General features: G+C 62.3%; 24 protein-coding genes. 9 read left to right on the top strand and 15 right to left on the bottom strand.

Features of this window, described 5'->3' with window-relative positions; translation table 11 throughout:
- Positions 1 to 66: 66 nt before the first annotated feature.
- From YQ44_RS08515 to YQ44_RS08505, 3 genes are all read right to left on the bottom strand, one after another.
- Positions 67 to 624, bottom strand: a complete 558-nt coding sequence (locus tag YQ44_RS08515; protein WP_071323002.1) for an NADPH-dependent FMN reductase — start codon at positions 622 to 624, stop codon at positions 67 to 69.
- An 88-nt stretch (positions 625 to 712) separates the two neighbouring features.
- The gene (gene alr / locus YQ44_RS08510; protein ID WP_232251193.1) at positions 713 to 1,831 is read right to left on the bottom strand and encodes an alanine racemase; all 1,119 of its coding nucleotides are present in this window, start codon (positions 1,829 to 1,831) and stop codon (positions 713 to 715) included.
- Between the two features lie 13 nt (positions 1,832 to 1,844).
- Entirely contained in the window at positions 1,845 to 3,134 is a 1,290-nt protein-coding gene (locus YQ44_RS08505; protein ID WP_071323000.1) for a D-amino acid dehydrogenase, read from the bottom strand.
- A 105-nt stretch (positions 3,135 to 3,239) separates the two neighbouring features.
- Here YQ44_RS08505 and YQ44_RS08500 point away from each other — a divergent pair, with 105 nt between their 5' ends.
- Complete coding sequence (locus YQ44_RS08500) at positions 3,240 to 3,740, top strand: Lrp/AsnC ligand binding domain-containing protein (protein WP_071322999.1); 501 nt, start codon at positions 3,240 to 3,242, stop codon at positions 3,738 to 3,740.
- 148 nt (positions 3,741 to 3,888) lie between these two features.
- Positions 3,889 to 4,236 carry a hypothetical protein gene (locus tag YQ44_RS08495; protein WP_156894739.1) on the top strand — a complete coding sequence of 116 codons (348 nt, stop codon included), beginning with the start codon at positions 3,889 to 3,891 and terminating at the stop codon, positions 4,234 to 4,236.
- Between the two features lie 26 nt (positions 4,237 to 4,262).
- On the opposite strand, the gene YQ44_RS08490 is transcribed toward YQ44_RS08495, so the two are convergent.
- Together YQ44_RS08490 and YQ44_RS08485 are read right to left on the bottom strand one after the other, a co-directional pair.
- Entirely contained in the window at positions 4,263 to 5,915 is a 1,653-nt protein-coding gene (locus YQ44_RS08490) for a methyl-accepting chemotaxis protein (RefSeq protein WP_071322997.1), read from the bottom strand.
- A gap of 74 nt (positions 5,916 to 5,989) precedes the next feature.
- Complete coding sequence (locus tag YQ44_RS08485; protein ID WP_083411710.1) at positions 5,990 to 7,090, bottom strand: GGDEF domain-containing protein; 1,101 nt, start codon at positions 7,088 to 7,090, stop codon at positions 5,990 to 5,992.
- Positions 7,091 to 7,283: 193 nt separating this feature from the next.
- Between YQ44_RS08485 and YQ44_RS08480 the strand changes: the two genes are divergently transcribed.
- The 3 genes from YQ44_RS08480 to YQ44_RS08470 all read left to right on the top strand — a co-directional run bounded on the left by YQ44_RS08480 (position 7,284) and on the right by YQ44_RS08470 (position 10,974).
- Positions 7,284 to 9,371, top strand: a complete 2,088-nt coding sequence (locus tag YQ44_RS08480; protein ID WP_156894738.1) for a sensor histidine kinase — start codon at positions 7,284 to 7,286, stop codon at positions 9,369 to 9,371.
- On the top strand, positions 9,364 to 10,008 hold the full coding sequence (locus tag YQ44_RS08475; protein WP_071322994.1) for a response regulator transcription factor: 645 nt from the start codon (positions 9,364 to 9,366) through the stop codon (positions 10,006 to 10,008). Before YQ44_RS08480 ends, YQ44_RS08475 begins: the two co-directional genes overlap by 8 nt.
- A 99-nt stretch (positions 10,009 to 10,107) precedes the next feature.
- Positions 10,108 to 10,974, top strand: a complete 867-nt coding sequence (locus YQ44_RS08470) for a tetratricopeptide repeat protein (RefSeq protein ID WP_071322993.1) — start codon at positions 10,108 to 10,110, stop codon at positions 10,972 to 10,974.
- On the opposite strand, the gene YQ44_RS08465 is transcribed toward YQ44_RS08470, so the two are convergent.
- The gene (locus YQ44_RS08465; protein ID WP_442905934.1) at positions 10,971 to 11,933 is read right to left on the bottom strand and encodes a GlxA family transcriptional regulator; all 963 of its coding nucleotides are present in this window, start codon (positions 11,931 to 11,933) and stop codon (positions 10,971 to 10,973) included. The genes YQ44_RS08470 and YQ44_RS08465 overlap by 4 nt on opposite strands.
- A gap of 142 nt (positions 11,934 to 12,075) precedes the next feature.
- Here YQ44_RS08465 and YQ44_RS08460 point away from each other — a divergent pair, with 142 nt between their 5' ends.
- Positions 12,076 to 12,723, top strand: a complete 648-nt coding sequence (locus tag YQ44_RS08460; protein ID WP_071322991.1) for a cysteine hydrolase family protein — start codon at positions 12,076 to 12,078, stop codon at positions 12,721 to 12,723.
- 9 nt (positions 12,724 to 12,732) lie between these two features.
- On the opposite strand, the gene YQ44_RS08455 is transcribed toward YQ44_RS08460, so the two are convergent.
- The gene (locus YQ44_RS08455; RefSeq protein WP_083411708.1) at positions 12,733 to 13,242 is read right to left on the bottom strand and encodes a hypothetical protein; all 510 of its coding nucleotides are present in this window, start codon (positions 13,240 to 13,242) and stop codon (positions 12,733 to 12,735) included.
- Between the two features lie 151 nt (positions 13,243 to 13,393).
- Here YQ44_RS08455 and YQ44_RS08450 point away from each other — a divergent pair, with 151 nt between their 5' ends.
- The gene (locus YQ44_RS08450) at positions 13,394 to 13,954 is read left to right on the top strand and encodes a YdcF family protein (RefSeq protein ID WP_071322990.1); all 561 of its coding nucleotides are present in this window, start codon (positions 13,394 to 13,396) and stop codon (positions 13,952 to 13,954) included.
- Between the two features lie 199 nt (positions 13,955 to 14,153).
- Here YQ44_RS08450 and glpK read toward each other — a convergent pair whose 3' ends face one another.
- From glpK to glpD, 8 genes are all read right to left on the bottom strand, one after another.
- Positions 14,154 to 15,647 carry a glycerol kinase GlpK gene (glpK, locus tag YQ44_RS08445; RefSeq protein WP_071322989.1) on the bottom strand — a complete coding sequence of 498 codons (1,494 nt, stop codon included), beginning with the start codon at positions 15,645 to 15,647 and terminating at the stop codon, positions 14,154 to 14,156.
- 81 nt (positions 15,648 to 15,728) lie between these two features.
- The gene (locus YQ44_RS08440; RefSeq protein ID WP_071322988.1) at positions 15,729 to 17,456 is read right to left on the bottom strand and encodes an ABC transporter substrate-binding protein; all 1,728 of its coding nucleotides are present in this window, start codon (positions 17,454 to 17,456) and stop codon (positions 15,729 to 15,731) included.
- Between the two features lie 117 nt (positions 17,457 to 17,573).
- The gene (locus tag YQ44_RS08435; protein ID WP_071326346.1) at positions 17,574 to 17,849 is read right to left on the bottom strand and encodes a DUF2160 domain-containing protein; all 276 of its coding nucleotides are present in this window, start codon (positions 17,847 to 17,849) and stop codon (positions 17,574 to 17,576) included.
- A 31-nt stretch (positions 17,850 to 17,880) separates the two neighbouring features.
- Positions 17,881 to 18,687: a carbohydrate ABC transporter permease gene (locus YQ44_RS08430; protein ID WP_442905900.1), complete on the bottom strand. Its 807-nt coding sequence runs from the start codon at positions 18,685 to 18,687 to the stop codon at positions 17,881 to 17,883.
- Entirely contained in the window at positions 18,684 to 19,568 is an 885-nt protein-coding gene (locus YQ44_RS08425) for a carbohydrate ABC transporter permease (RefSeq protein ID WP_071322986.1), read from the bottom strand. The genes YQ44_RS08430 and YQ44_RS08425 overlap by 4 nt, the downstream gene beginning before the upstream one ends.
- Positions 19,568 to 20,671: an ABC transporter ATP-binding protein gene (locus YQ44_RS08420; RefSeq protein ID WP_071322985.1), complete on the bottom strand. Its 1,104-nt coding sequence runs from the start codon at positions 20,669 to 20,671 to the stop codon at positions 19,568 to 19,570. The genes YQ44_RS08425 and YQ44_RS08420 overlap by 1 nt, the downstream gene beginning before the upstream one ends.
- A 1-nt stretch (position 20,672) precedes the next feature.
- Entirely contained in the window at positions 20,673 to 21,776 is a 1,104-nt protein-coding gene (locus tag YQ44_RS08415; RefSeq protein ID WP_071322984.1) for an ABC transporter ATP-binding protein, read from the bottom strand.
- 81 nt (positions 21,777 to 21,857) lie between these two features.
- Positions 21,858 to 23,408, bottom strand: a complete 1,551-nt coding sequence (gene glpD, locus YQ44_RS08410) for a glycerol-3-phosphate dehydrogenase (protein ID WP_071322983.1) — start codon at positions 23,406 to 23,408, stop codon at positions 21,858 to 21,860.
- A 191-nt stretch (positions 23,409 to 23,599) separates the two neighbouring features.
- Here glpD and YQ44_RS08405 point away from each other — a divergent pair, with 191 nt between their 5' ends.
- Both YQ44_RS08405 and YQ44_RS08400 read left to right on the top strand, forming a co-directional pair.
- A complete protein-coding gene (locus tag YQ44_RS08405) occupies positions 23,600 to 24,358 on the top strand; it encodes a DeoR/GlpR family DNA-binding transcription regulator (RefSeq protein WP_198043892.1) in 759 nt (252 codons plus the stop codon).
- Between the two features lie 340 nt (positions 24,359 to 24,698).
- The gene (locus YQ44_RS08400) at positions 24,699 to 25,202 is read left to right on the top strand and encodes a MarR family winged helix-turn-helix transcriptional regulator (protein ID WP_071322982.1); all 504 of its coding nucleotides are present in this window, start codon (positions 24,699 to 24,701) and stop codon (positions 25,200 to 25,202) included.
- Positions 25,203 to 25,210 lie beyond the last annotated feature (8 nt).

Here is a 25,210-nt window from a genome sequence, read left to right as displayed (position 1 = left end):
CATGCGCTGCCGCCTTGATCTGCGTCAAAGGCCAGGCATCGAGCCCGCACCTTCCAGCACGCCGCCTCAGGCGTGGATCGCGTGCTTGCGGACCCAGTCCACATAGCGCTGCATCCAGCCCTGGAAGAAGCCCAGGCTGGCGGGGCCGATGCCGCCATGCTCGTCGAACAGGCCGTCCTTGGCCTGGATAAACATCTCGGGCTGGCCCAGCAGCGGCACGTCGAGGTAGGCCAGCACATTGCGCAAATGCTGCTGCGCCAGCGCCGTGCCCGTGGCGCCCACGGAGACGCCGAGCACGGCGCCCGGCTTGCCGCCCCACACGCTCTGGCCATACGGCCGCGAGCCATGGTCGAGGGCGTTTTTCAGCACGCCGGGAATCGAACGGTTGTATTCGGGAGTAAGGAAGAGCAAGGCTTGCGCGTCGGAAATTTCCGTTTTCAGGCGCAGCACCTGCTCGGCCTGCGCGCCGTCGTCGTCCTGGTCATACAGCGGCAAGTCGCCAATCTCGATATGCTTGAAAGAAAACTCGGGCGGCGCCAGCTTGATGATGGCGTCGGCCAGCTTGCGGTTGAAGGAATCCTTGCGCAGGCTGCCGACGATGATCGCAACGTTATATTGACTCATAGAAATCCCCGCTGATGGTTAAAGAAAAGCCCCGGAGTGAAGCTCACACCGGGGCTATCTTGCCACACAATCATCGGTTTCGCGCTGCCTAGCGTGCGCTCTGGGCCAGGCCCCTGTATTCGCGGTAATAACGCCCGCCCAGGTTGGTCAGCACTTCATAGCCGATGGTATTGGCCATGGCTGCCACGGCGTCGACCGGGTGTTCGGCGCAGATCAGGTCGACCAGGCTGCCCGGCGCGACGCGCTCCCGGGCGATGGCGCTGACGTCCAGGGTGATGGAATCCATCGAGATAGCGCCGATCTGCGGCACTTTCACGCCGTCGACGATGGCCAGGCCCTGGTTGCTCATGCTGCGCAGCCAGCCATCGGCGTAGCCGACGGACACGGTGGCCACCTGGCGCGGCTCGCTGGCCGTGTAGCGGCGGCTGTAGCCCACGTGGTCGCCGGCGGCGATCGTGCGCGTCTGCATGACCTTGCCTTGCAGGCGCACCACGGGCCGCAGCGGGTTCGGCGCGTCCGGGTGCGGGGCGATGCCGTACAGGGCGGCACCGGGCCGCACGAGGTCAAAATGAAAATCGGGCGACAAAAAGATGCCCGAGGAATTGGCCAGGCTGGCGCGGTACTGCGGCAAACGGGCGCGGATGGCGATGAAGCGCGCCAGCTGCTCGCCATTCATCGGGTTACTGCGCTCGTCGGCGCAAGCGAGGTGGCTCATGATGTAGCGCACCTTGATGCCGTCAAGAAAGTGTTCATCGGCCAGCCAGCCGTCGATTTCCTGCGGGGACAGGCCCATGCGCGACATGCCGCTGTCGACCTGCACGATGGCGTTCAGGGTGGTGCCCAGCGCTTTTGCGTGGGCACGCCAGCCGGCCACCTGCGGTTCGCTGTTGAGGACGGGCGTCAAGCCATGGGCCGTGAACTCGCCTTCCGTGCCGACGGGCGGGCCGTGCAGCACGAAGATGTCGGCGTCCGGCGCCACGTGCGGACGCAGGCTGATGCCCTCTTCCAGGTGGGCCACGAAAAAGTGGCGGCAACCCTCTTCATACAGGGCCGCGCCCACTTGCGCGGCACCCAGGCCGTACGCGTCGGACTTCACGACGGCCGAGCAGGCTGCCGGATGGGCCTTGTCGCGCAGCAAGCGGTAGTTGGCGCGCACGGCGTCGAGGTCCACCGTCAAAATAGCGCCGCTACGCTCCTTAGGGGGCATGCTGGCCGCCATCTCAGGCCACCGCGTGTTGCAGTTTGCCATTGCCCTGCGCGCCGCTGTAGCGGCTGACGGACAGGTCGTCGGCCAGAATGGCCGGCTTTTTCGACGACATCAGGTCGGCCAGCAATTGTGCCGAACCGCAGGACATGGTCCAGCCCAGGGTGCCGTGGCCCGTGTTCAGGAACAGGTTGCGCAGCGGCGTGCGGCCGACGATGGGCGTGCCGTCCGGCGTCATCGGGCGCAAGCCCGTCCAGAACGTGGCCTCGGCCGTGTTGCCGCCGCCGGGGAACAGGTCGTTGACGACCATTTCCAGCGTTTCGCGGCGGCGCGGGTTCAAGCCCAGGTTGTAGCCGGCGATTTCTGCCATGCCGCCGACGCGGATGCGGTCGTCGAAACGGGTCACGGCGATCTTGTAGGTTTCATCGAGGATGGTCGACACGGGCGCCTTGGCCGCGTTGACGATAGGCACGGTGATCGAATAGCCCTTCAGCGGATACACGGGGATGTCCAGCAGCGGCTTCATGAAGCCCGTCGAGTAGGAACCGAGCGCCACCACGTAGGAATCGGCCTTGACGATTTCCGCGCCACATTGCACGCCGACAATTTCATCGCCCTGCGTCAGCAGCGCGTCGATCGCCACGCCATAGCGGAACTTCACGCCCAGCGCCACGGCCATCTCGGACAGGCGCGTGGTAAACAGCTGGCAATCGCCCGTTTCATCGTTGGGCAGGCGCAGGCCGCCGAACAGCTTGCCTTTCACGGCTTCCAGGGCCGGCTCGGCGCGCGACAGTTCATCGCGCTGCAGCACTTCATACGGCACGCCCGCATCCTTGAGCACTTCGATATCCTTGGCCGCGTCGTTGTATTGCTTTTCAGTACGGAACAATTGCATCGTGCCTTGCTGACGGCCTTCATACGTGATGCCGGCTTCGGCGCGCAGCACCTTGAAGCAATCGCGGCTGTACTCGGCCAGGCGCACCATGCGTTCCTTGTTGACGGCATACGCTTCCGGTGTGCAATTACGCAACATCTGCCACATCCATTTCAGCTGGGCGGCGCTGCCGTCGAGCGAGATGGCCAGCGGCGCGTGGCGCTGCATCATCCACTTCACGGCCTTCAGCGGAATGCCGGGCGCGGCCCAGGGCGACGCGTAGCCGGGCGAGATTTGCCCCGCGTTGGCGAAGCTGGTTTCCAGTGCCGGGCCCGGCTGGCGGTCGATGACGGTGACCTCATGTCCTGCCTTGGCCAGATAGTAAGCACTGGTGACGCCGATGACGCCGCTACCCAGAATCACGATACGCATAGTTTCCTCATTATATTTTTTAGGCTAGTGCCAGATTTACCGCTATCATATTGGGAATGACCCAGTATTTGTTCACGTATAAATCGAGAATTTCAGCAATAAATCATGAGAATACTTAAAGAATCGGCACGCGGACTGGATAAGCTGGACCGCCACATCCTGCGCATCCTGCAGCAGGATGGCCGTATCTCGATGAAGGACCTCGGCGAACAGGTGGGCCTGTCCATCACGCCCTGCATCGAGCGGGTCAAGCGCATGGAGCGCGACGGCGTCATCACCGGCTATCACGCCAAGGTGAACCCGGCCGCGCTGGGCGCCAAGCTGCTCGTCTTTGTGGAGATTACGCTGAATCAGAAATCGGCGTCCGCCTTCGAGCAATTTCGCCGCGAAGTGTTGCAAATTCCCGAAGTGCAGGAATGCCACCTGGTGTCGGGCGACTTCGATTACCTGATCAAGGCGCGCATCCATGAAATGGCCGAGTACCGCAAATTGCTCGGCGACATGCTGCTGCAGCTGCCCGGCGCCGCCCAGTCGAAAAGCTACGTGGTGATGGAAGAAATCAAGGAAACCCTGGCCCTCTCGACCGAGGTGCTGCAGAACCGGTAAAGGTACCGGCTACCGGTACCGACAGCATCGAATTTTGCGACTTTGTATAATCTGGTAGCACATTAGCCGCTTCGCAAGCACACTCCTGTCATGACATCACGCCCGTCCCCTCTGAGATTGGAAGCAGTGATGCACACCGGGAGTCCTTATGAACACATTGATGAAACTGGCATTTTCCTGCCTCGCGGGCCTGGCCGTGGCCATGTGCACCGCCAGTGAATACAAAGTCAACCGCGCGCCAGCCAACGGCGCCATCTATCAAAGCATTACCGTCGGCAAGACCACCCGCCTCGACCTCGACGCGGCCCTGGGCAACGCCACCGTCGTCAGCTTCGATCCCGGCTATGAAGTGTGGGTCTACAAGAACCAGCTGCAGACACCGAGCGTGGCGCGCCTGCTGCCCCTGCTGGGCCAGAAAGGCACGCGCGAAGTAGCCGTCGTGTTCGACCAGGCGGGCGTGGTCAGCAAGTACCGCATCCACGAGCCGCGCAAGTAAGCGGTTCGGCGAGCGGCTCAGCCCGCCTATGACGCGCCCACTGCGCCCAGGGCAACCCTGCGCGCGCCAGGATTCCTGGCCAGCGCCGGGCCCGCACTGCCCGCCCCATCGCGCTCGTCCCCGAGCCTGAACGTGCCGACCAGCGCCGCCATCTGGGTGGCCTGCTCCTTCAGCTGCTCGGCCGCGGCCGCCGTTTGCTCCACCATCGCCGCGTTTTCCTGCGTCATGCGGTCGAGCTGGCTCACCACCACGTTGACCTGCCCGATCCCTTCACTCTGCTCCCGGGCCGCAGTACTGATTTCGCCTATCATGGCCACCACATGGCCGACGCTGTCGACGATTTCCCCCATGGTCACGCCCGCATCCTGCACCAGGCGGCTGCCCGAGGCCACGCTGGCCACGGAGGCGTCGATCAGCACCTTGATTTCCTTGGCGGCCACCGCGCTGCGCTGCGCCAGGTTGCGCACTTCACTGGCCACCACGGCAAAGCCCCGTCCTTCTTCCCCCGCGCGCGCCGCCTCGACCGCCGCATTCAAGGCCAGGATATTGGTCTGGAAGGCAATGCCGTCGATGGTGCCGAGAATATCGGCAATTCGTTGAGAGCCGGCATTAATTGCCGTCATGGTCTCGACGACGCGGGAGACGACGTCGGCGCCCCGGCAGGCGACCTGCGAGGCGGACGTGGCCAGCTCGCTGGCCTTCCTGGCCACGCTGGCTGTATTGCTGACCGCGCCAGTCAATTCCTCCATCGAGGCCGCCGTCTGCTCCAGGCTGGATGCCTGCTCTTCGGTACGCAGGCTCAGGCTGGTATTTGCCGTGGCGATTTCCGCCGATCCCGTGGAAATCGCCTGCGACGCCTCGCGCACCTGTCCCACCATCTGCGCCAGTGCCCCCTGCATTGCCAGCAAGGAATCCATGACACTGTCCGGCGGCGGCGATGCCAGGCCGCGCACCCGGCTCAAGTCGCCGCTGGCGACTTTTGTCGCGGCTGCACCGAGCAACGCAGGCTCACTGCCCAGCGCACGAAACAGCGTACGCGCAATCCAGATCCCGGCGGCGGCGGCGGCGCAAAAGGCGGCCATGCAAACGCCCACGAGCAGCGCGCGCTGCGCGAGAAAGGCGGCCGTGCCGGCCGCCACCTGCTCGCCGGCCCGCGCCTGGGCATATTGAGAATAGGCATTTGTCGCCTTGCCCAGCCCCAGCAGCAAAGGCTGGCATTCATCATTGAGCTTTTGAATGGCGGCCGCATTCTGGCCGGCGGACGCCATGGCAACGATATCGAGCGCAACAGGGCCGTAAATGGCCTCGATGCGCTCCATTTCCTTGAACAGCGCCAGGCCGGCATCGCCGCGGCCACCCGACTGTGCAAAGCTGCGCTGTAACTGGCGCAGATACGAGCCTACGTCAGCATGTGCCTGCTTTGCCCGTTCGGCTTCCAATGCAAGCGCCTCCGCCTTTGTAAACAACAGCAAATTGCGCGCTGCAATGGCCCGGTTATTCACGGCGTCGATGAATTTATTCACCAGTACCAGGCGGGTATTCGTTTCGGACAGATAGGTATCGAAACGCGCATTCGCATCGTGCAGCGATTTGATGGAAATGCCGGAAACGACTAATACCATCAGCGCCAGTGCGGCGAACGCCATGGCCAATTTACCCTTGATCGTCTTGATATTCATCTCATTCTCCCCGTAATGAAGCTAAGCAAGCTGGCTGCGGCGACCCGCGCACCTGCCTGCACATTCTTTTGCGTTCATGTATCCAGGCTGGCGTCCATCCTGCCAGGCGCATTGGAAAAAAAGACCACGCAATCCTTGCCGGACAGTTTCGCGCCATAGAGCGCCTCATCGGCCTGGCGCAAGCTCTCCGCCACTGCCTTTCCCTGCACGCGCGCAATGCCGACGCTGATCGTCACGCCCCGCCTGACCACCGTTGAACACCGTACCGCGTCCAGTAACTGATCCGCCATGAACGCCACGCAGGCCAGGTCGGCATCGATCAGCATGGCAAATTCCTCGCCACCGATGCGCCCGTGCGGACAGCCGGCCGCCGACGCGGCAATAATCCGCCCCAGTTCGCGCAGGACCATATCGCCGGCATCGTGTCCCAATTCATCATTGATTTTTTTAAAATCATCGACATCGGCCATCAGCAGATAACCAGGCGATGGCTTGCCATCGTTGGCCGCCGCATGCAGCGCGTCGAGAAAACAGCGGCGGTTGGGTATGCCGGTCAGATAATCGCGGTAAGCCATGTCTTCCAGGCGCGCCGTGGCGACATGATTCGAATAGCGCAGGCGGAAAAAATAACCGCTGAAGAGCAGGCCGATCAGCACGGCCGCCACCACATACATCGCCGACCAGTCACCACTGGCCAGCAGCGCCTGCTCGAAACCGCCCAGCCCCAATAACAGCCACACCACCAGTATCAGGACCAGGTAGGTCAACGGATCGCTGGCGATGGCCGAAATGGAAACCGTCATCAGGACGCCCAGCGGAAACAGCCAGTATTCGCCTATGCCGCTCGCCGACAGCAGCAGGCGAAAGCCGACACATGAAAAAATCGTGGTCACCAGGCCGCCAATATTCAAATAGCGTAAATTGCATGCCTTGTAGCTGATGACAATTCCAAGAAAGACACCGGCAATACAGATTAAATACTCGCGCCCCACCACATAAAACAATTTCCTTGCCAGAAAATATGACGCCAGCACGCCCACAAAGGCCATGCCCTGCAACGCCAGGCTCGGCGCCTTTAATTCCCGATGAAAATATCGCTGCTGCGAGATCTCATGTACCCCGGCATGGACCACCACCCTGCATATCTCCGCCATTTTCCTGTGTAATGCATGCATCGCTGCCCCCCCACCTGGCCGCTATCGGCAAAAATCCACTTCCCATTCAAGCAAGAGTGTGTTTTTGATAAATTAAAATTCATTAATATTTTCTTATTTGCCACATATTTAAAATATTTCTTCTTGGAAAGCCAACCTGGACACGGTACATTTATCCTTAAACAAGCGGTACTACACTTTGGTTCTATTGATAGTGGCACCCGAAACCCGTAGCATCGCGCTCGGCAATTTCAACTCAATCGCTTCATTCATGGGAATAATTACAATGTTGCTTTTTGGGGAATATGAGAAAATTATTTTCAAGCGAAATTACTGCCTCTTCATTACCTACATCATCTTTTCAACACTTATCGGTATCGTTGGGTTTGCGGCGCATGCCGGGCCGCAGGAAGGGGCTGCGATGGATGCCGGGCAAGCGGCGGGCCTGGGCGTGGTCCAGCGCTATCAGGCGCTGGAAGACAGCGGCTGTGCACTGCACCTCGAGGCGGCAAGGTCTAGCCAGCACTGGATCGCCGTGGCGGATCGGTCACCCAATTTCGGCTTCACCAGCGCCTGCTGGTGGATCAGGTTCAATCTCGACAATTCCGGCCGGCAACCGGCGCAAGTGACGGTCGACCTGGGCACGCCCTTGCAGGATTTTGTTGACTGGCATGTGCTTGACAGGAGCGATGGCCGCCTCCTGACGAGCGTCCGCAGCGGCGACCGGCGCGACTTCAATTTCCGCTATCAACAATCGCTGACCTTGGCATTGCCGCTGGCCATGGCTGCCGGACAACAACTGGCCGTGTACGCCAGGCTGGCCACCTTTGACGGCTTTCAGGAACCGCTGGCCCTTGCCGTGCGCAGCAGCGATGCCTTTTCCCTCGCAAAATCCAGGGAGCTGTTATTAACAGGCATGTATTTTGGCTGCCTGCTGGCATTCTGCATTTACAGTATCTTTCTTTTTATTTCAACCAAAGAAAATATTCATATCACCTATGCGGCATTTCTTCTCCTGCTGAGCCTTACCACTTTCATCTATTATGGCGCCAGCACCGGACTCCTTCATTCCATCAATGCCGATTTCAACAATGCACTGCTGCCCTTCTTTTTTTCTCTGTGCATGTTCTTCTTTTTCATTTTCGCCAGAACCTATCTGAAAATACCGGACCTGCCGCCCAATATTCTCATCGAAACCTACAATGTCATCATCACGCTGCTGTTACTGATATCGCCCCTGGCATTTCTTCTTGGCTATGCCATCGCCTATGCCGCCAATGCCACTCTCGTGCTATGCAACATATTGATTCTTCTGCTATTGACCATTCGCCTATGCTGGAAAAAAAATATGAATGCCATTTTTTTATTTATCGCGTTCTTTCCACTTGGAACATCCCTTTCCTTGAAACTGCTTAGCCTGGACAATTTCATCACCGTTCAGCATCTGATTGAAAATAATTTCTACCTGGCGGAAAGCACGATTTTTTCCGTGGTGGCCCTGAGTTTCTCCATTGCCCATTCCATGAAAATCATGCGGCTGGCGATGGAAAAAGCCAGGTCGCGCGAACTGGAATCGACAATCGCGCTGCAAGACAATGAACTCAAGCTGCTGCATCTGTCGCGCGTCACCCTGGCAGGCGAGTTAAGCGGGGCGATCGCCCACGAATTAAGCCAGCCGCTCACCTCCATCCTCAGCAATGCCCAGGCTGCCGAATTCATGATACGCAACCGGCATTTCAATGAATCGGCACAACTGGCCATCACGCGCGACATCATCGACCAGGCCAAGCTGGCCGCCACGGTCATCGCGAAAATCAGGAAGCTGCTTTATCCCGGCAAACGAAGTACCGACCGCATCCGCGTCAATGACGTACTGGCCAGCGCCCGGTTATTTCTCCAGCACGACTTGACGCTCAAGAATATCCGCCTGACGGAATATGGCGACCATGCGCTGCATGTGAGCGGCGACCTGGTACAGATCCAGCAAGTGATGATCAATCTGCTGGCCAATGCGATCGAAGCGGTCAAGGACTTGCCCGACGAGCGCAAATGCGTGTACCTGTCGGTACGCGCCTATCTGGGGAAATACGCGCTATTTACCATCAGCGATACGGGCGTGGGCTTGCCTCCCGATCAACACGACAGGATATTCGACGCGTTCTTTACCACCAAGGAAGGCGGCATGGGACTGGGCCTGAATATTTGCAAGAAAATCATCGTGGCCCACTATGGTGAAATCTGGGCCCGCTCCTCCTACCCCTTCGGCTCCATCATCGAATTTACCCTGCCCACCGATGAGTAAATCCAGCGCCGCCGCACCCCGCGTTTTCCTCGTCGATGACGACCTGTCCATCCTGCGTGCGCTGGAAAGAATCTTTTCCAGCAGTAGTTATTCTGTCCAGACATTTTCTTCCGCCGAGGATTTCCTGGCCACGGCCGACCTGCAGCAAGCGGGTTGCCTCGTGCTCGACCTGTCCATGCCCGCCATGTCCGGTTCCCTGCTGCAGGAGCACCTGCTGCGCAACAAGTCGTTGCTGCCGGTCATATTTTTGACGGGCAATGGCGACGTGGCCAGCAGCGTCAAGGCCATGAAGCTGGGCGCGTTTGATTTCCTGACCAAGCCCGTCGATGCCCACTGCCTGCTCGAGGCCGTGCAACTGGCGCTGGCGCTGAACCGCAGGCTGATCGCGGACCGGGCCCTGCTGCACTCGATAGAACTGCGCCTGGGCAGCCTGACGAAACGCGAACATCAAGTCATGGATCTCGTCGTCTCAGGCCGGCTGAACAAACAGATCGCGGCCGAACTGGGCACGGTGGAACACACGATCAAATTGCACCGCGCCAGCGTCATGCGCAAGATGCACGCCGATTCCTTCTCCGATCTGGTGACCACCATCAATACCCTGCGCTCGCTGACCAGCCCATCGAGCGGGCGCTGAGCAAGGCGCGCCAGGCCCGCCTGCAGCGGCAGGCGCCGATGCAGGGCGCCCCACGGCACGCTCTTGCTCTACACTGGCGTTTTATCCTCCGCTACCTCCATGCAATTACCCGCACACCTCGCGCACATTTCCACTGACCACGACTGGCGGCACGCCACGCCCTACCCGCCGCTCGGCTTCAGCCCTTTCTTCGAAGGCGCGCTCGGCAACGGCGACACTTTCGGCCTGTACTGGCCCATCGGACGCGAAGCGAGCGAACCCATCGTGGTTGATACGTGGCACGACGAATGGCGCCTGCAGCCGAACTTTTCCAGCCTTGCCGCTTTCCTGCGCGCCTACGCCGCGTCGGAAGAGGACGGCATCGTGGAAATGCCTGCGCTAGCCGACGACCCCGCCTCGCCGCGCGCCGCTTTCCTGGCGGCAAAGCAGCACGTCGCGCAGCGCGAGCCGGCCGCCGCCATCGACCTGCTGGAAGCGGCGCTGGCCATCTTGCCCGAATACACGGACGCGCTGGCGCTGCTGCATGGACTATACGTGCGCGCAGGCAGAAGCGAGGAGGCGCGCAAGGTGGCCATCCAGGCCATCATCTCGCCGCCCTGCTTCGGCGCCAGGCCGCTGAAAGCCTTGCAGTGGCTGCGCGCGCAGCCCGCTCCCGCCTCCGGCGCGGCCGACCCCATCTGGCGCGCATGCGGGCAGCTGTCGCTGCAGTTCGGCGGCAGCAAGGACAATGCGGATTACCCCGTGCTGCTGGGGGCCATCGACGACTACCTGGCCCAAGGCAAGGTGATTGCCGCCTCGACCCTGATGCAGACGTATGCGGAACTCATGAGCGCCGAAACCGTGTCGTTCCGGGAGCGTCACGGTTTCGACACGGCCGCCTTCATCGCGCGGCAGATCGTCGTCAGCGCGAAGCTGCCCGACGGCAGCCGCGACACGGCAAGGCTATCGGCCACCCGCGACACTTAAGCCTGTAGCGCCAGTTTCTCGCGGAACAGCTTGCGATAGGCCGACGGCGACGTCTGCAAGTGCGCGCGGAAATGCTGGCGCAGCGACAGGGCCGTGCCGAAGCCCGCTTGCTGCGCCACCACGTCGATCGACGCCGCGCTTTTCTCGAGCATGCCTTGCGCATGCGCAAGGCGCTGGTTCAGCAGCCATTGTTTAAAAGACGTGCCCGTCGCCTGGCGGAAGTGGCGCGTGAAGTTGCGCCGGCTCATGGCGGCCCGCTCGGCCAGCGCATCGATGCTGTGGACCATGGACAGATTGGCCGTCACGCAGGCAAGCACGTCGGCAAAGCGCCCCTCGCTGCCGGACACGGGCAGCGGGCGCTCGATGAACTGGGCCTGGCCGCCCTGGCGGTGCGGCGCCACCAGCAGCCGGCGCGCCACCCGGTTGGCCACCTCGGCGCCCGCCAGCTGGCGCAGCAGGTGCAGACAGCAATCGAGGCCGGCCGCCACGCCGGCCGACGTCAGCATGCCGCCATCGTCCACGTACAGCATGTCGCGCGCGACCCGCACCGCCGGGTAGCGCGCCGCCAGTTGATCGGCCATGCCCCAGTGCGTGGCGGCGCTCTTGCCATCCAACAAGCCGGCCTGCGCCAGGGGAAACGCGCCCAGGCACAGGCCCACCATGCGTGCGCCGCGCCGATGGGCCGTTTGCAGCGCGTTGATCAATGGCGCCGGCGCCTCGCGGCAATCGTCGTGCCAGGCCGGCATGATGACGATATCGGCGCCGTCCAGGCCTTCCAGGCCGAACTCGGGCGTGATGGCAAAGCCAGCCGCCGTGCGCAGGGGCGCGGGGTCGGCGGCGCAGACGCGCACGTGGAAGCGCGGCAGGTCGATCTCGTCCGTCTGGGCGCCAAACACGAGGCAAGGCACGGACAGGTGGAAAGGCGTCATGCCGTCGAAGGCAATCACGGCCACCGTCAAGGGGGCGCAATGGGAGATGGAAATAGACATGGCCCGATTTTATCGCAGATAGGCCTTCGGGCCACTTTTTGTTTGCAGTGCGCGGCCTGACAATGGCCTTATCGAGGAGCCATTTCCTCTGTCACCCCTTCCAGGAGAACCCATGTCCACCCAAGCCGCCACCGCACCACGCCGTGCCCTGCTCGTCATTGATGTACAGAATGAATACTTCACGGGCCAGATGCCCATCGAATACCCATCCGTCGACATTTCCCTGCCGAACATCGTCCAGGCCATGGATGCCGCCCGCGCCGCCGGCGTGCCCGTCATCGTCGTCCAGCACGATGCGCCGGAAGCCTCGCCCATCTTCGCCACAGGCAGCGACGGCTGGCAGCTGCACCCGCAGGTGGCCGCCTTTGCCGCCGACCACCGCATCAACAAGAACATGGGCAGCGCATTTGCGGGCACGGACTTAAGCGCCTGGCTAAGCAGCCACGGCATCGATACCCTGAGCGTGATCGGCTACATGACGCACAACTGCGACGCCGCCACCATCTACCAGGCCGCGCACGACGGCTTGCAGGTCGAGTTCCTGCAGGACGCCACCGGCACCCTGCCCTACGCCAATGCGGGCGGCGCGGCCAGCGCCGAGGAAATCCACCGCGTGTTCAGCGCCGTATTCCATTCGAATTTCGCCGCCGTCGTCAGCACGCGCGACTGGCTCGATGCCGTGCGCGCAGGCAAGCCGCTGGACAAGGATAATATTTATCTGTCGAACCAGCGCGCGCGGGGCGTGGGCGGCATCGTCTGAGCGTAGATGTTAAAAGCGCCGGTGCCCGTCATCGGCGTCGCAGCGGCCGCTGAACTTGATCATGCCATCGACCGTGATGACGCCGCTGCGGCGGTTGATGACGACGGTGGGACGGTTCAAGGCGTTCAGCTGGAAACGGCCGCGGATTTCATCGTGGCCGACGACCAGGTCCATCACGTCCCACCAGCCATCGCTGCTGTCGGCATGGATCGGTGGAATCAGCTGCTTCGGCAAGCGGATTTGCGCCGCGCCGCCGTGGATGGACACATTGACGGCCGTATCGAAATTGCTCTTGCCCGTCTCCAGGGTGGATTTCTGCACATACTTGTGCCTGTCGTTGTCCCATTCCATGCCGGAACGGTTTTCCATGACAATTTTTTCCGCTTCGCCATAACACACGAGCTGGATATCGTCGCCGCGCCCGGCGGATCCGGCGCGGTCATACTGGTTCGAAGGGTCGGACTGGCCCGTTTGTGCGGCGAAGGCCATGGCGATCAGGATGCTGGATACGGCTGTCATGCTGCTTCTCCAATACAGGGTAGGTGGTCCAGAGTTGCCAGATCACCAAGCTTAGCATAGACGAACATCCCTTTGCGCTGGCTTGAGAACGCGCAAGTCATCCGCCATCTGCTACAGTCGCGCTCACGAAAAACCTGCTGGATGTATAGCGATGCGAACAATACGATGGACCGCCCTGCTGGCGCTGATCACTTTCCTGCTGGCCACGACAGCACTGGTATTGACGGGACTCGACGACAAGCTGGCGCCCGCCGACGTGATCGTAGTGCCGGGCAATACCATCGCCCCGGACGGCACGCCCAGCCCCCGCCTGCGGGCGCGCCTCGATGCGGCCCTGGCGCAATTCCAGGCGGGCCGGGCGCCGCGCATCCTCGTCAGCGGCGCCACGGGCAAGGAAGGCTTCGACGAGGCCGCTTCCATGGCGCGCTACCTGCAAGCGCGCGGCATGCCGGCCGGCGCCATTCTTGAGGATAATCAAGGCTGGACCACGGACGCCACGGCCCGCAACGCGGCGCTGCTCATGCGCGCGCATGGCTGGCGCACGGCCATGGTCGCCACGCAATATTTTCACGTGCCCCGCTTCCGGCTGGCGCTGGAGCGCAGCGGCATCGATGTCAGCGGCAACGTGCACGCGCCCTACTTCGAGCTGCGCGACCTGTATTCCATCCCCCGTGAAACGGTGGGCTACCTTGTGTATTACGTGAAATCCTGAGCACGACAATACTCGCCTTTACGGCCAGTTTTATCCTGGTGGCCGCCTGTGCCGTGCCGCCGATGCGGAGCCGCTGGGCGCCGCTGCCTGCCTGGCCCTGTCTGGCGCCCTGATGCTGGGCGTCTGCATCGCCGCCGTTGGCGCGCTGGCGCAACGCCGGGCCTGCTAAAACGCGTGGCAAGGCCAGGCCAGTAAGCCGTCACTCGCTCCAGTCGCGCGAACGCTCCACGGCCCGCTGCCATTTGTGCAGCCGCGTCAGGCGCTCGTCGGCCGCCATGGCCGGTTCGAAACGGCGTCCCACCTGCCACTGGGCGGCGATTTCTTCCTCGGAAGTCCAGAAGCCCACGGCCAGGCCCGCCAGGTAGGCGGCGCCCAGGGCCGTCGTTTCCGTCACCACGGGACGCACCACGGGCACATTCAAGATATCGGCCTGGAACTGCATCAGCATGTCGTTGCGGGCCGCGCCGCCGTCGACGCGCAACTCGGACAGCGCAATGCCGGCATCATCCTGCATGGCGGACAAGACGTCGACGTTCTGGTACGCCACGCCTTCGAGCGCCGCGCGCGCGATGTGCGCCTTGCCCGTGCCGCGCGTGATGCCGATCAGGGTGCCGCGCGCATACGGGTCCCAGTACGGCGCGCCGAGGCCGGCGAACGCGGGCACGAAGACCAGGCCGCCCGAATCGGGCACGCTGGTGGCCAGCGCTTCCACTTCGGACGAGTCGCGGATGATGCCGATGCCGTCGCGCATCCACTGCACGGCCGCGCCCGCGATGAAGGCGCTGCCTTCCAACAGGTAATCCGTGTTGTCAGGGCCCGCTCCCAGGCTCCAGCCCACCGTCATCAACAGCCGGTTTTTCGATTGCAGCGGCCGTTTCCCCACGTTCATCAGCATGAAGCAGCCCGTGCCGTAGGTATTCTTCGCCATGCCCGGCTTCAGGCAGGCCTGGCCAAACGTGGCCGCCTGCTGGTCGCCCGCGATGCCGGCGATGGGCACGGGCACGCCCAGCAAGGCCGCATGCGTGTGCGCGGCCACGCCGCTCGATGGCGCGACGTCGGGCAGCAAGGAAGCGGGAATATCGAGCAGCGCCAGCAAGTCCGTGTCCCACTGCAAGGTGTGGATGTTGAACAGCATGGTGCGCGAAGCGTTGCTCGTGTCCGTGATGTGGGCGCCGCTCATCTTGTAGATCAGCCAGCTGTCGACCGTGCCGAAGGCCAGCTCGCCCCGCTCGGCGCGCGCGCGGGCGCCCGGCACATTGTCGAGCAGCCATTTCAGTTTGGTGGCGGAAAAATACGCGTCCAGCACGAGACCCGTCTTGCGCTGGATCATGTCCGCCTTGCCCTGTTCGACCAGCTGCTCGCAAAAGGCCGCATTGCGCCGGTCTTGCCAGACGATGGCGTTGGCGACAGGCTCGCCCGTGGCGCGGTCCCACAGCACCGTCGTTTCGCGCTGGTTGGTCACGCCGATGGCGGCCACGTCGGACGCCGCCACGCCGCTGTCGCGCAGCACCTGCTGCAGCACGCCTTCCTGCGAGGCCCAGATTTCACCGGCGTCATGCTCGACCCAGCCCGGCTGGGGGAAAATCTGGCGGAACTCGCGCTGCGCGCTGGCGTGCGGCCGGCCAGCGTGGTCGAACAGGATGGCGCGCGAACTGGTGGTGCCCTGGTCTAAAGCAAGTATGTATTTGGTCATGGTCGCTACTACGGCTATACAGTAAAAAAGGCACGGGCAAACGCCCGTGCCCCGGAACAACGGCGGCAGGAGTTTACACGACTACCTTACCTTGCCTTCTTTCCAGGCTTGCAGCAGCTTGTCGTAGGCAATCGTTTCACCCTTCGGCTTTTCATTCGCCAGCTTTTTCCATGGGGCGTGCTGGTCCGACAGGTACTGGTTCGGGTCGCCTTTCGGATTGAGCTTGGGCGCGCACGCCTTCATGCCGGCCCGCTGCAGGCGCGCCATGACCTGGTCCATTTCCTCGGCCAGGTTATCCATGGCGGCCTGCGGCGTTTTTTCCGCCGTGATGGCCGTGGCCACGTTCTTCCACCACAGCTGCGCCAGTTTCGGATAGTCGGGCACGTTGTTGCCCGTCGGCGTCCACGCCACGCGGGCCGGGCTGCGGTAGAACTCGATCAAGCCGCCGTATTCGTTCGCATGTTTCGTGAAGTAATCGTGGCGGATGTCCGAATCGCGGATGAAGGTCAGGCCGACGATCGATTTCTTCAGCGACACGGTTTTCGACGTGACGAATTGCGCGTACAGCCAGGCGGCGGCCTTGCGGTCGTCCGGCGTGGACTTGAACAGGAACCAGGAACCGACGTCCTGGTAGCCGTTCTGCATGCCCTCCTTCCAGTACGGGCCGTGCGGCGACGGCGCCATGCGCCATTTCGGCGTGCCGTCCTTGTTGACCACTGGCAAGCCCGGTTTCGTCATGCCGGCCGTAAACGCCGTGTACCAGAAGATTTGCTGGGCGATTTCGCCCTGCGCCGGCACGGGGCCCGATTCCGAGAAATTCATGCCGTTCGCCTGCGGCGGCGCGTATTTCTTCATCCAGTCGATATATTTCGTCAGCGCAAATACGGCGGCCGGCGAATTGGTGGCGCCGCCGCGCGACATCGACGCGCCCACGGGCGTGCACTTGTCGGCCGCCACCTTGATGCCCCACTCGTCGACGGGCATGCCGTTTGGAATGCCCTTGTCGGCCGCGCCAGCCATCGACAGCCACGCATCGGTGAAGCGCCAGCCCAGCGAGGGATCCTTCTTGCCGTAATCCATGTGGCCATAGACTTTCTTGCCGTCCAGTTCCTTCACGTCATTCGTGAAGAAGTCGGCAATGTCTTCATACGCGGACCAGTTCTGCGGCACGCCCAGTTCGTAGCCATACTTGGCCTTGAACTTGGCCTGCAAATCCTTGCGCGCGAACCAGTCGGCGCGGAACCAGTACAGGTTGGCAAATTGCTGGTCGGGCAGCTGGTACACCTTGCCATCGGGCGCCGTGGTGAAGCTGATGCCGATGAAATCCTTCAAGTCGAGGCCAGGATTCGTGTAATCCTTGCCCTTGCCGGCCATGTAGTCGGACAGCGGCTCCACGGCGCCATAGCGGTAGTGAGTGCCGATCAGGTCGGAATCGGAAATCCAGCCGTCATAGATGCTCTTGCCCGACTGCATGGACGTCTGCAGCTTTTCCACCACGTCGCCTTCCTGGATGATGTCGTGGCGCACCTTGATGCCCGTGATGTCCTCGAAGGCCTTGGCCAGGGTCTTCGATTCGTAGACGTGGGTGTCGATGGTTTCCGAGACCACGGAAATTTCCTTGATGCCTTTGGCTTTCAGCTTGGCGGCCGCATCGATGAACCATTTCATTTCAGCAAGCTGCTGCTGCTTGCTCAGGCTGGAGGGCTGGAACTCCTTGTCGATCCAGGTTTGCGCCTGCTTGGCGTCGGCCAGGGCCGCATTCGACACGAGCATGGCCGCGGCCGCGAAGACCGTGAACTTCAATTTCATCGTGAATCTCCTTTTTAGTTGTCATCCGGCCTGCCATGGGCGGGCCGGTTTTTCATCTACGACGTCATACACCTAACTTGTAGCACCTGACGCAAGCGCAGCTTGTGCCAGGTGCCCTCACCCCCAACGCATTACAATTAACAACAACACAAAACTGATGGCAGCCCCGATCGCCTGCTGCATTTCCGTGAATCCCGCCCAGGCCAGGTTGACATACGCGGCCAGCAGGAGGCCGATGAACAGCCGGTCGCCGCGCGTGGTGGGCATGGGCAAAAAGCCCTTGCGCTCGATGCTGGGCGAACGGATTTGCCAGATCGTCATGCCGGCCAGCATCAGGCCGATGCCGATGAAAAAGACGGCCACTTCCGGCGTCCACGCCATCCAGCCGAACAGGCTGGCGGTGCTGTCGATATTGTTTTCCATCTCACACCCTCCCCATGGCGAAGCCCTTGGCAATGTAATGGCGGACGAACCAGATCACCAGCGCGCCGGGCACGATGGTCAGCACGCCGGCCGCCGCCAGCACGCCCCAGTCCATGCCGGCCGCCGACACCGTGCGCGTCATGGTGGCGGCGATGGGCTTGGCATTGACCGAGGTCAAGGTACGCGCCAATAACAGTTCCACCCAGCTGAACATGAAGCAGAAGAACGCCGTCACGCCCACGCCCGACTTGATCATCGGCAAGAAGATGCGGATGAAGAAGCGGGGGAAGCTGTAGCCATCGATATACGCCGTCTCGTCGATTTCCTTGGGCACGCCGGACATGAAGCCTTCGAGTATCCACACGGCCAGCGGCACGTTGAAGACCATGTGCGCCAGCGCCACGGCCAGGTGCGTATCCATCAGTCCCACCGTCGAATACAGCTGGAAGAAGGGCACGAGGAAGACGGCGGGCGGCGTCATGCGGTTGGTCAGCAGCCAGAAGAACAAATGCTTGTCGCCGACAAAGTTGTAACGCGAAAACGCATACGCGGCCGGCAAGGCCACCGTCACCGACATCACCATGTTCAGCGCCACGTAGATCATGGAATTGATGTAGCCGCTGTACCACGACGGGTCCGTGAAGATGGTCTGGTAGTTGGCGAACGTCAGCTGCTCGGGCCACAGGCTCAGCACGCCGACGATTTCCTCGTTCGTCTTGAGCGACATGTTGAGCATCCAGTAGATGGGCAACAGCGAGCCCAGCAGGAAGACGGCGAGGATGGCGCCGCTGATTTTACGGTTCATCATTTCTGGTCTCCCGTGCCGACGCGCTGCATCCACGTGTACAGTACAAAGCAGAACAGCAGGATGATGAGGAAATAGATCAGTGAGAAGGCCGAGGCCGGCCCCAGGTCGAACTGGCCCACGGCCTTTTGCGTCAGGTATTGCGACAAAAAGGTGGTGGCATTGCCCGGCCCGCCACCGGTCAGCACGAACGGTTCCGTGTAGATCATGAAACTGTCCATGAAGCGCAGCAGGACGGCGATCATCAGCACATTGCGCAGCTTCGGCAGCTGGATGTAGCGGAACACGGCCAGGCGCGAGGCGCCGTCGATGCGCGCCGCCTGGTAATAGGCGTCGGGAATGGCGCGCAAGCCCGCATAGCACAGCAGCACGACCAGGGGCGTCCAGTGCCAGATATCCATCACCATCACGGTCAGCCACGCATCGAGCGAATTGCCGTTGTAATTGTAGTCAAAGCCCAGCTGGTTCAAGGTATAGCCCATCAGGCCGATGTCGCCGCGGCCAAAGATTTGCCAGATGGTGCCGACCACGTTCCAGGGAATCAGCAGGGGCAGCGCGATGAGCACCAGCGCCAGCGACGCCTTCCAGCCGTCGGCCGGCATGCACAGGGCGATCAGGATGCCCAGCGGAATCTGGATGGCCAGCACGGAGCCGGAAAACAGCAGCTGGCGCAACAGCGCGCTGTGCAGGTCGCCGTCGAGCATGACCATGCGGAACCACTCGGTGCCGACGAACACCTTTTGCGTGGGGCTCAAGATATCTTGCACGGAATAATTAACCACCGTCATGAGGGGCAGGATGGCGGAAAAGGCCACGCACAGCAGCACGGGCAGGATCAGCAGCCAAGCGCGGCGGTTATTATCGGTTTTACCAGTATTGATCATCAGGCCACCCGCTTGTCGTTGACGTAGAACAAAGTGCGTTGCTGGGGAAAGCGCAGCCGTACAGCGTCGCCGGCGACGGCGTCGATGACGCGCAGCTTGGCCGCCACCGTGGCGCTGCCGAGGCGAAATTCGGCCAGGTAGTGCGTGCCCATGTTGCGCACGGCCGTGACCGTGGCGGCCACGGTATCGCCGCCGCCCGCTTCGCCGCTATCGCTTTCCGTCAGACACTCGACGAATTCGGGCCGCACGCCCACCGTGATCTTTCCCTGCGCGCCCAGCAGGGCCGCGCGCGCCGCGTCAGCGAGCGCCAAAGGCTGGCCCGCCACCCGCGCCACGCCATCCTCGACCGTGCAATCGAGCAAGTTCATGCCCGGGTTGCCGATGAAATAGCCGACGAACGTGTGCTCGGGTTCCTCGAACAGCGCTTGCGCGCTGCCCGTCTGCACCACTTCGCCCTGCGTCATGACGACCACCTGGTCGGCAAAGGTCAGCGCTTCCACCTGGTCGTGCGTGACGTAGATCAAGGACAATTTCAGTTCGTGGTGGATTTCCTTCAATTTTCTGCGCAGCAGCCATTTCAAATGCGGGTCGATCACCGTCAGCGGTTCGTCGAACAGCACGGCGGCCACGTCGGGGCGCACGAGCCCCCGTCCCAGCGAAATCTTTTGCTTGGCGTCCACGGACAGGCCGCTGGCGCGCAACTTCAGGTCGCCCGTCAATTCCAGCATCTGCGCCACCTGCTGCACGCGCTTTTTCACCTCGATCTCTTTCCAGCCGCGATTACGCAACGGGAACGCCAGGTTGTCGTGCACGGTCATGGTGTCGTAGATGACGGGAAACTGGAACACTTGCGCGATATTGCGGGCTTCCGTCGGCAACTGCGTGACATCCTTGCCGTCGAACAGCACCTTGCCATGCGACGGTTTCACGAGGCCGGAGATGATATTGAGCAAGGTCGTCTTGCCGCAGCCGGACGGTCCCAGCAAGGCATACGCGCCGCCGTCATGCCACGCCATGCTCATGGGCCGCAGCGCGTAGTCGGCGGCAGCCGCCGGGTTCGGTTTATAGGCGTGGGCCAGGTCGACCAGTTCGATGCGCGCCATGTCAGGCTCCCCCTGCCGTGGCTTGTCCCGGAGCGAACAGCAGGCCGCCGTCTTCCGCGAAGATCAGCAAGGCATGCGGCTGGCAATACACGGTGCAGGCGCTGCCGATTTCCAGGTTGTGCACGCCGCCGAGCTGCGCCACCAGGGCCAGTTCGCCGCGGCGCGCATGCACATAGGTTTCCGAGCCGCTGATTTCCGCCAGGTCCACCTGCGCGGCGATGGGCACGTCGCCATCGGATTGCGGCGCCAGGTGCAGGCTGTGGGCGCGCACGCCGAGGATCACGCTGCTCTGCGCGCCGAGGCGCGCGCGCTGTTCGCCGCTCAGGTGGATGGCCAGGCCATCGCCCGCCTGCGCCACGCCGTGCGCATCGATGCGGGCGGGGATCAGGTTGATGGGCGGGTCGCTGAAGGTGCGCGCCACATCGATGGAATTGGGGGCGTTGAAGACGTCGAGCGTCGGTCCCTGCTGCAGCAGGCGGCCTTCGTGCAGGACGGCCACGTGACCGCCCAGCTGCAGCGCTTCCAGTGGTTCCGTGGTGGCGTACACGACGGTCGTGCTGCCGCTGGAAAACAATTCCGTCAATTCGCGGCGCAATTCCTCGCGCAATTTATAGTCGAGGTTGACGAGCGGCTCGTCGAGCAGCAGCAAGGACGCATCCTTGATCAGCGCGCGTCCCAGCGCCGTGCGCTGCTGCTGGCCGCCCGACAGTTCGCCCGGCGTGCGCTGCAGGTAGGGCGTGATGTGCAGGCGCTCGGCCAGCGCCAGCACTTTCTCGCGTATGCGCTCTTCCGGCACCTTGCGCAAGCGCAGGGGCGAAGCGATATTGTCGTAGACGGTGAAGGCCGGATAGTTGATGAATTGCTGGTACACCATGGCCAGGTTGCGGCGGCTGACGGGCACGCCCGTCACATCGACGCCATCGGCCGTGACGCTGCCGCCGCTGGGCTTGTCCAGGCCCGCCATGACGCGCATCAGGGTCGTCTTGCCGGCACGCGTCGTGCCCAGCAAGACATTGATGGCGCCCGGCACCAGCGCCAGCGACATCGGATATAAATAGTCGTCAGCCCCCTGCTTCCTGCTGATCTTGTCCAGTACCAGTTGCACGCGCTTCTCCTCCAGTGATGTGTTCTTATTCTTCGCCGCGCCCTCTGCGGAGCACGGTCGCCAGCGTCATCTTGTTCCAGGTTACAACGGATGCTGCAACAGCCAGGCGTCGAGCCTGCCCGCCGTCTCTCGCGGCAGGTGCAAGCCCAGCTTGGAGCGCCGCCACAGGATATCGGCGGCGCTCACGGCCCATTCATGGCGCCGCAGGTAATCGACCTCCGCCGCGTACAGGCCGGCGGCGAGCTCCTCGCCCATGGCCGCCATCTCGCGCCGCCCCTCGAGCAGCAGGTGGATGCGGGTGCCGTAAGCGCGCGCATAGCGGGCCACGAGCGCCGCCGGCAGCCACGCATAGTCGCGCTGCAAGCCTTGCACGAACTGGCCAAACTCGCGCACCGCGCGGTTCTGCGGCATGCTGCCGAACACGTCGCCGCCGGGCAGGCAGGCCTGTTCCGTCCACGCCGGCCGCACATTGCCAAGCACCGGCGCCAGCAAATCGAGCGCCTCCTCGGCCAGCTTGCGAAACGTCGTGATCTTGCCGCCGAAAATGCTCAGCAGCGGCGCACCATCCTGGTCCAGCTCGAAGCGGTAATCGCGCGTGACGGCCTTGGCGTCGGCCGCCGCGTCCTCCACCAGCGGGCGCACGCCCGCATACGTCCACACCACGTCGGCAGGCTTGACGGGCTTGCTGAAATAGTAACTGGAAAGCTCGCACAAGTAACGAATTTCCTCGTCGTCGATTTCCACCTTGCCGCTGTCGCCGTGATAGTCGAGATCGGTGGTGCCGATCAGGGTGAAATCGTGCTCGTACGGAATGGCAAACACGATGCGGCCGTCCGGATGCTGGAAGATGTAGGCATGATCATGCGCGAACAGGCGCTTGACGACGATATGGCTGCCCTTGATCAATCGCAAATGCCGGCCCTGTCCGCCGGGTGCCGCCTGCTGCAGGAACTCGGCCGTCCACGGCCCGGCCGCATTGACGACGCTGCGCGCGCGCACGGACAGCGCATGTCCGTCGCCTTGCAGCAAGGTAGCCAGCCAGCCGTCGCCATCGCGCCGCAGGGCCGTGCAGCGCGTGCGCGTGAGGATGCGCGCGCCCTTCTGCGCCGCATCGACGGCGTTCAGGACCACCAGGCGCGCATCGTCGACCCAGCCATCGGAATACACGAAGCCGCGCTTGAACTCGGGCTTCAAGGGCTGGCCCGCCACGTGGCGGCGCAAGTCGATGCCGCTCGAGGCGGGCAGGATTTCGCGGCGCGCCAGCATATCGTAGAGAAACAGGCCGGCGCGTATCAGCCACGCGGGACGCTGACCCTGGGCGTGCGGCATGACGAAGCGCAAGGGCCGCATGATGTGCGGCGCCGAGCGCAGCAGCACTTCGCGCTCGATCAGCGCCTTGCGCACGAGGCCGAATTCATAGTATTCGAGGTAGCGCAAGCCGCCGTGTATCAGCTTGGTGGAGGCCGACGAGGTGTGGGAAGCGAGGTCGTCTTTTTCGCACAGCAGCACAGACAGGCCCCGTCCGGCCGCGTCGCGCGCGATGCCGGCGCCGTTGATGCCGCCGCCCACCACCAGCACGTCGCATGCGATCGTGCCTGTTGCCGCTTCCACGTCCTGCTGTGCTGCCGCCATCGGAACTCCGTGCTTGTCGGGGACGCGCTGGCGAGGAAAGACTAGGCATCGCCGGCGACTGTCGTTAAGATCGATATATAGCTAATACGAATGCAATATGAATAAGATACGCCATAATTCGAACTCATAGCAACATATTTTTAATACTATTTGTTCGTTTCTGTTCGTTTTTGACTTTTAAAGAGACAACCATGATCTTGAATCCCCGCCAGCGCCGCCTGCTCGAAGTGGTGCGCCAGAAAGTCACCATGTCGGTCGAAGAACTGGCCCAGCAGCTGGACGTGACGCCGCAGACCGTGCGCCGCGACGTCAAGCAGATGGAAGAGGCGCGCCTGCTGGCCCGCTATCACGGCGGCGTCGGCTTGCCCTCGTCCGTGGAAAACATCGATTACAGCCAGCGGCAGGTGTTCAACAGCGGGGCCAAGCGGCGCATCGCGGCCGCCGTCGCCGCGCAGGTGCCGCATGGCTGTTCGCTGTTGATCAATATCGGCACCACCACCGAGGAAGTGGCGCGCGCGCTGGGCCAGCACACGGGCTTGCACGTGGTGACGAACAACCTGAACGTGGCCGCCATCCTGGCCGACAATGCCGCCTGCGAAGTGATCGTGGCCGGCGGCGTGGTGCGCGGGCGCGACCGCGGCATCGTCGGCGAAGCCACCATCGACTTCATCCGCCAGTTCAAGGTCGACATCGGCATCATCGGCATTTCCAGCATCGACGAGGATGGCAGCCTGCGCGACTTCGACGCGCGCGAAGTGAAGGTGGCGCAAGCCATCATCGAACAGTCGCGCGAAGTGTGGCTGGTGGCCGACCAGCACAAGTTCGGCCGCAAGGCCCTCGTGCGCCTGGCCGACCTGGCCCAGGTCGACATGCTGTTTACGGATGCGCCGCCGCCGCCCCGCTTTGCCCAGGTCTTGCGCGACGCGGGCGTGAAGGTGGTGGTAGCCTGACGGCATGGGAGACGCCCTGTCGCGCAGGCAATACGCCATATGTGGGCGACTTCACTGAATGATATGAAATATTTATCAATTCGGCAAAAATGCTGTTACCATTGAGGCAACATGCGTTATTTTTTTAATCTTCCTCTCTGGTAATACGATTATTTGCTTGATATTGCTTTTTATATATCCAGAGCAAGGAAATGAAGAAACACGCATTGAGCGTAAATGATTTCCTGTGAAATCAGTGTTAGAACTACCTCAAAGCAAGCTGCGTCCCTAAACAAACCACTCGACAGCAAGTGCGAAGGCCTTAACCATGCCGGATGCGCCGCCCAGTGAAGGAAAAGAAATGAGCCATAATTTTGAAGCGGCCGCTACGCCGCAAATCTCCCATCCCAACAGCGTCGCCGTCAGCGAACTGGAAGCACACCTGGGTTACTGGCTGCGCTTCGTCTCCAACCACGTCTCCCACAGCTTCCAGAAGAAAGCCGAAGCCAATGGCGTGACGGTGTCCGAGTGGGTGGTGCTGCGCGAAATGTTCCGCCTCGGCTGCACCTCGCCCACGGTGCTGGCGCAAGTGGCCGGCATGAGCAAGGGCGCCGTATCGAAACTGATCGACCGCCTGGAAAGCAAGGGCATGGTCAGCAAATCGATCCTGCTGGCCGACCGCCGCCAGCATTCGATCGAGCTGACCACGGAAGGCGAGGCCCTGGTGCCCGTGCTGGCCGACATGGCCGACCAGAACGACGAGGAATTCTTCGGCAAGCTGCCGCGCCAGCTGCGCGACGACCTGCTCGAAGCGATGAAGGAAGTGGCGCGCACGCACCAGCTGAAAAGCGCCCCGCTGAACTGATCGCCGGC

It is taken from the genome of Janthinobacterium sp. 1_2014MBL_MicDiv (assembly GCF_001865675.1).
GTDB lineage: Bacteria > Pseudomonadota > Gammaproteobacteria > Burkholderiales > Burkholderiaceae_D > Janthinobacterium.
Note: the sequence above shows the minus strand (reverse complement) of the source record. Positions and strands in the feature narration are given on the sequence as shown.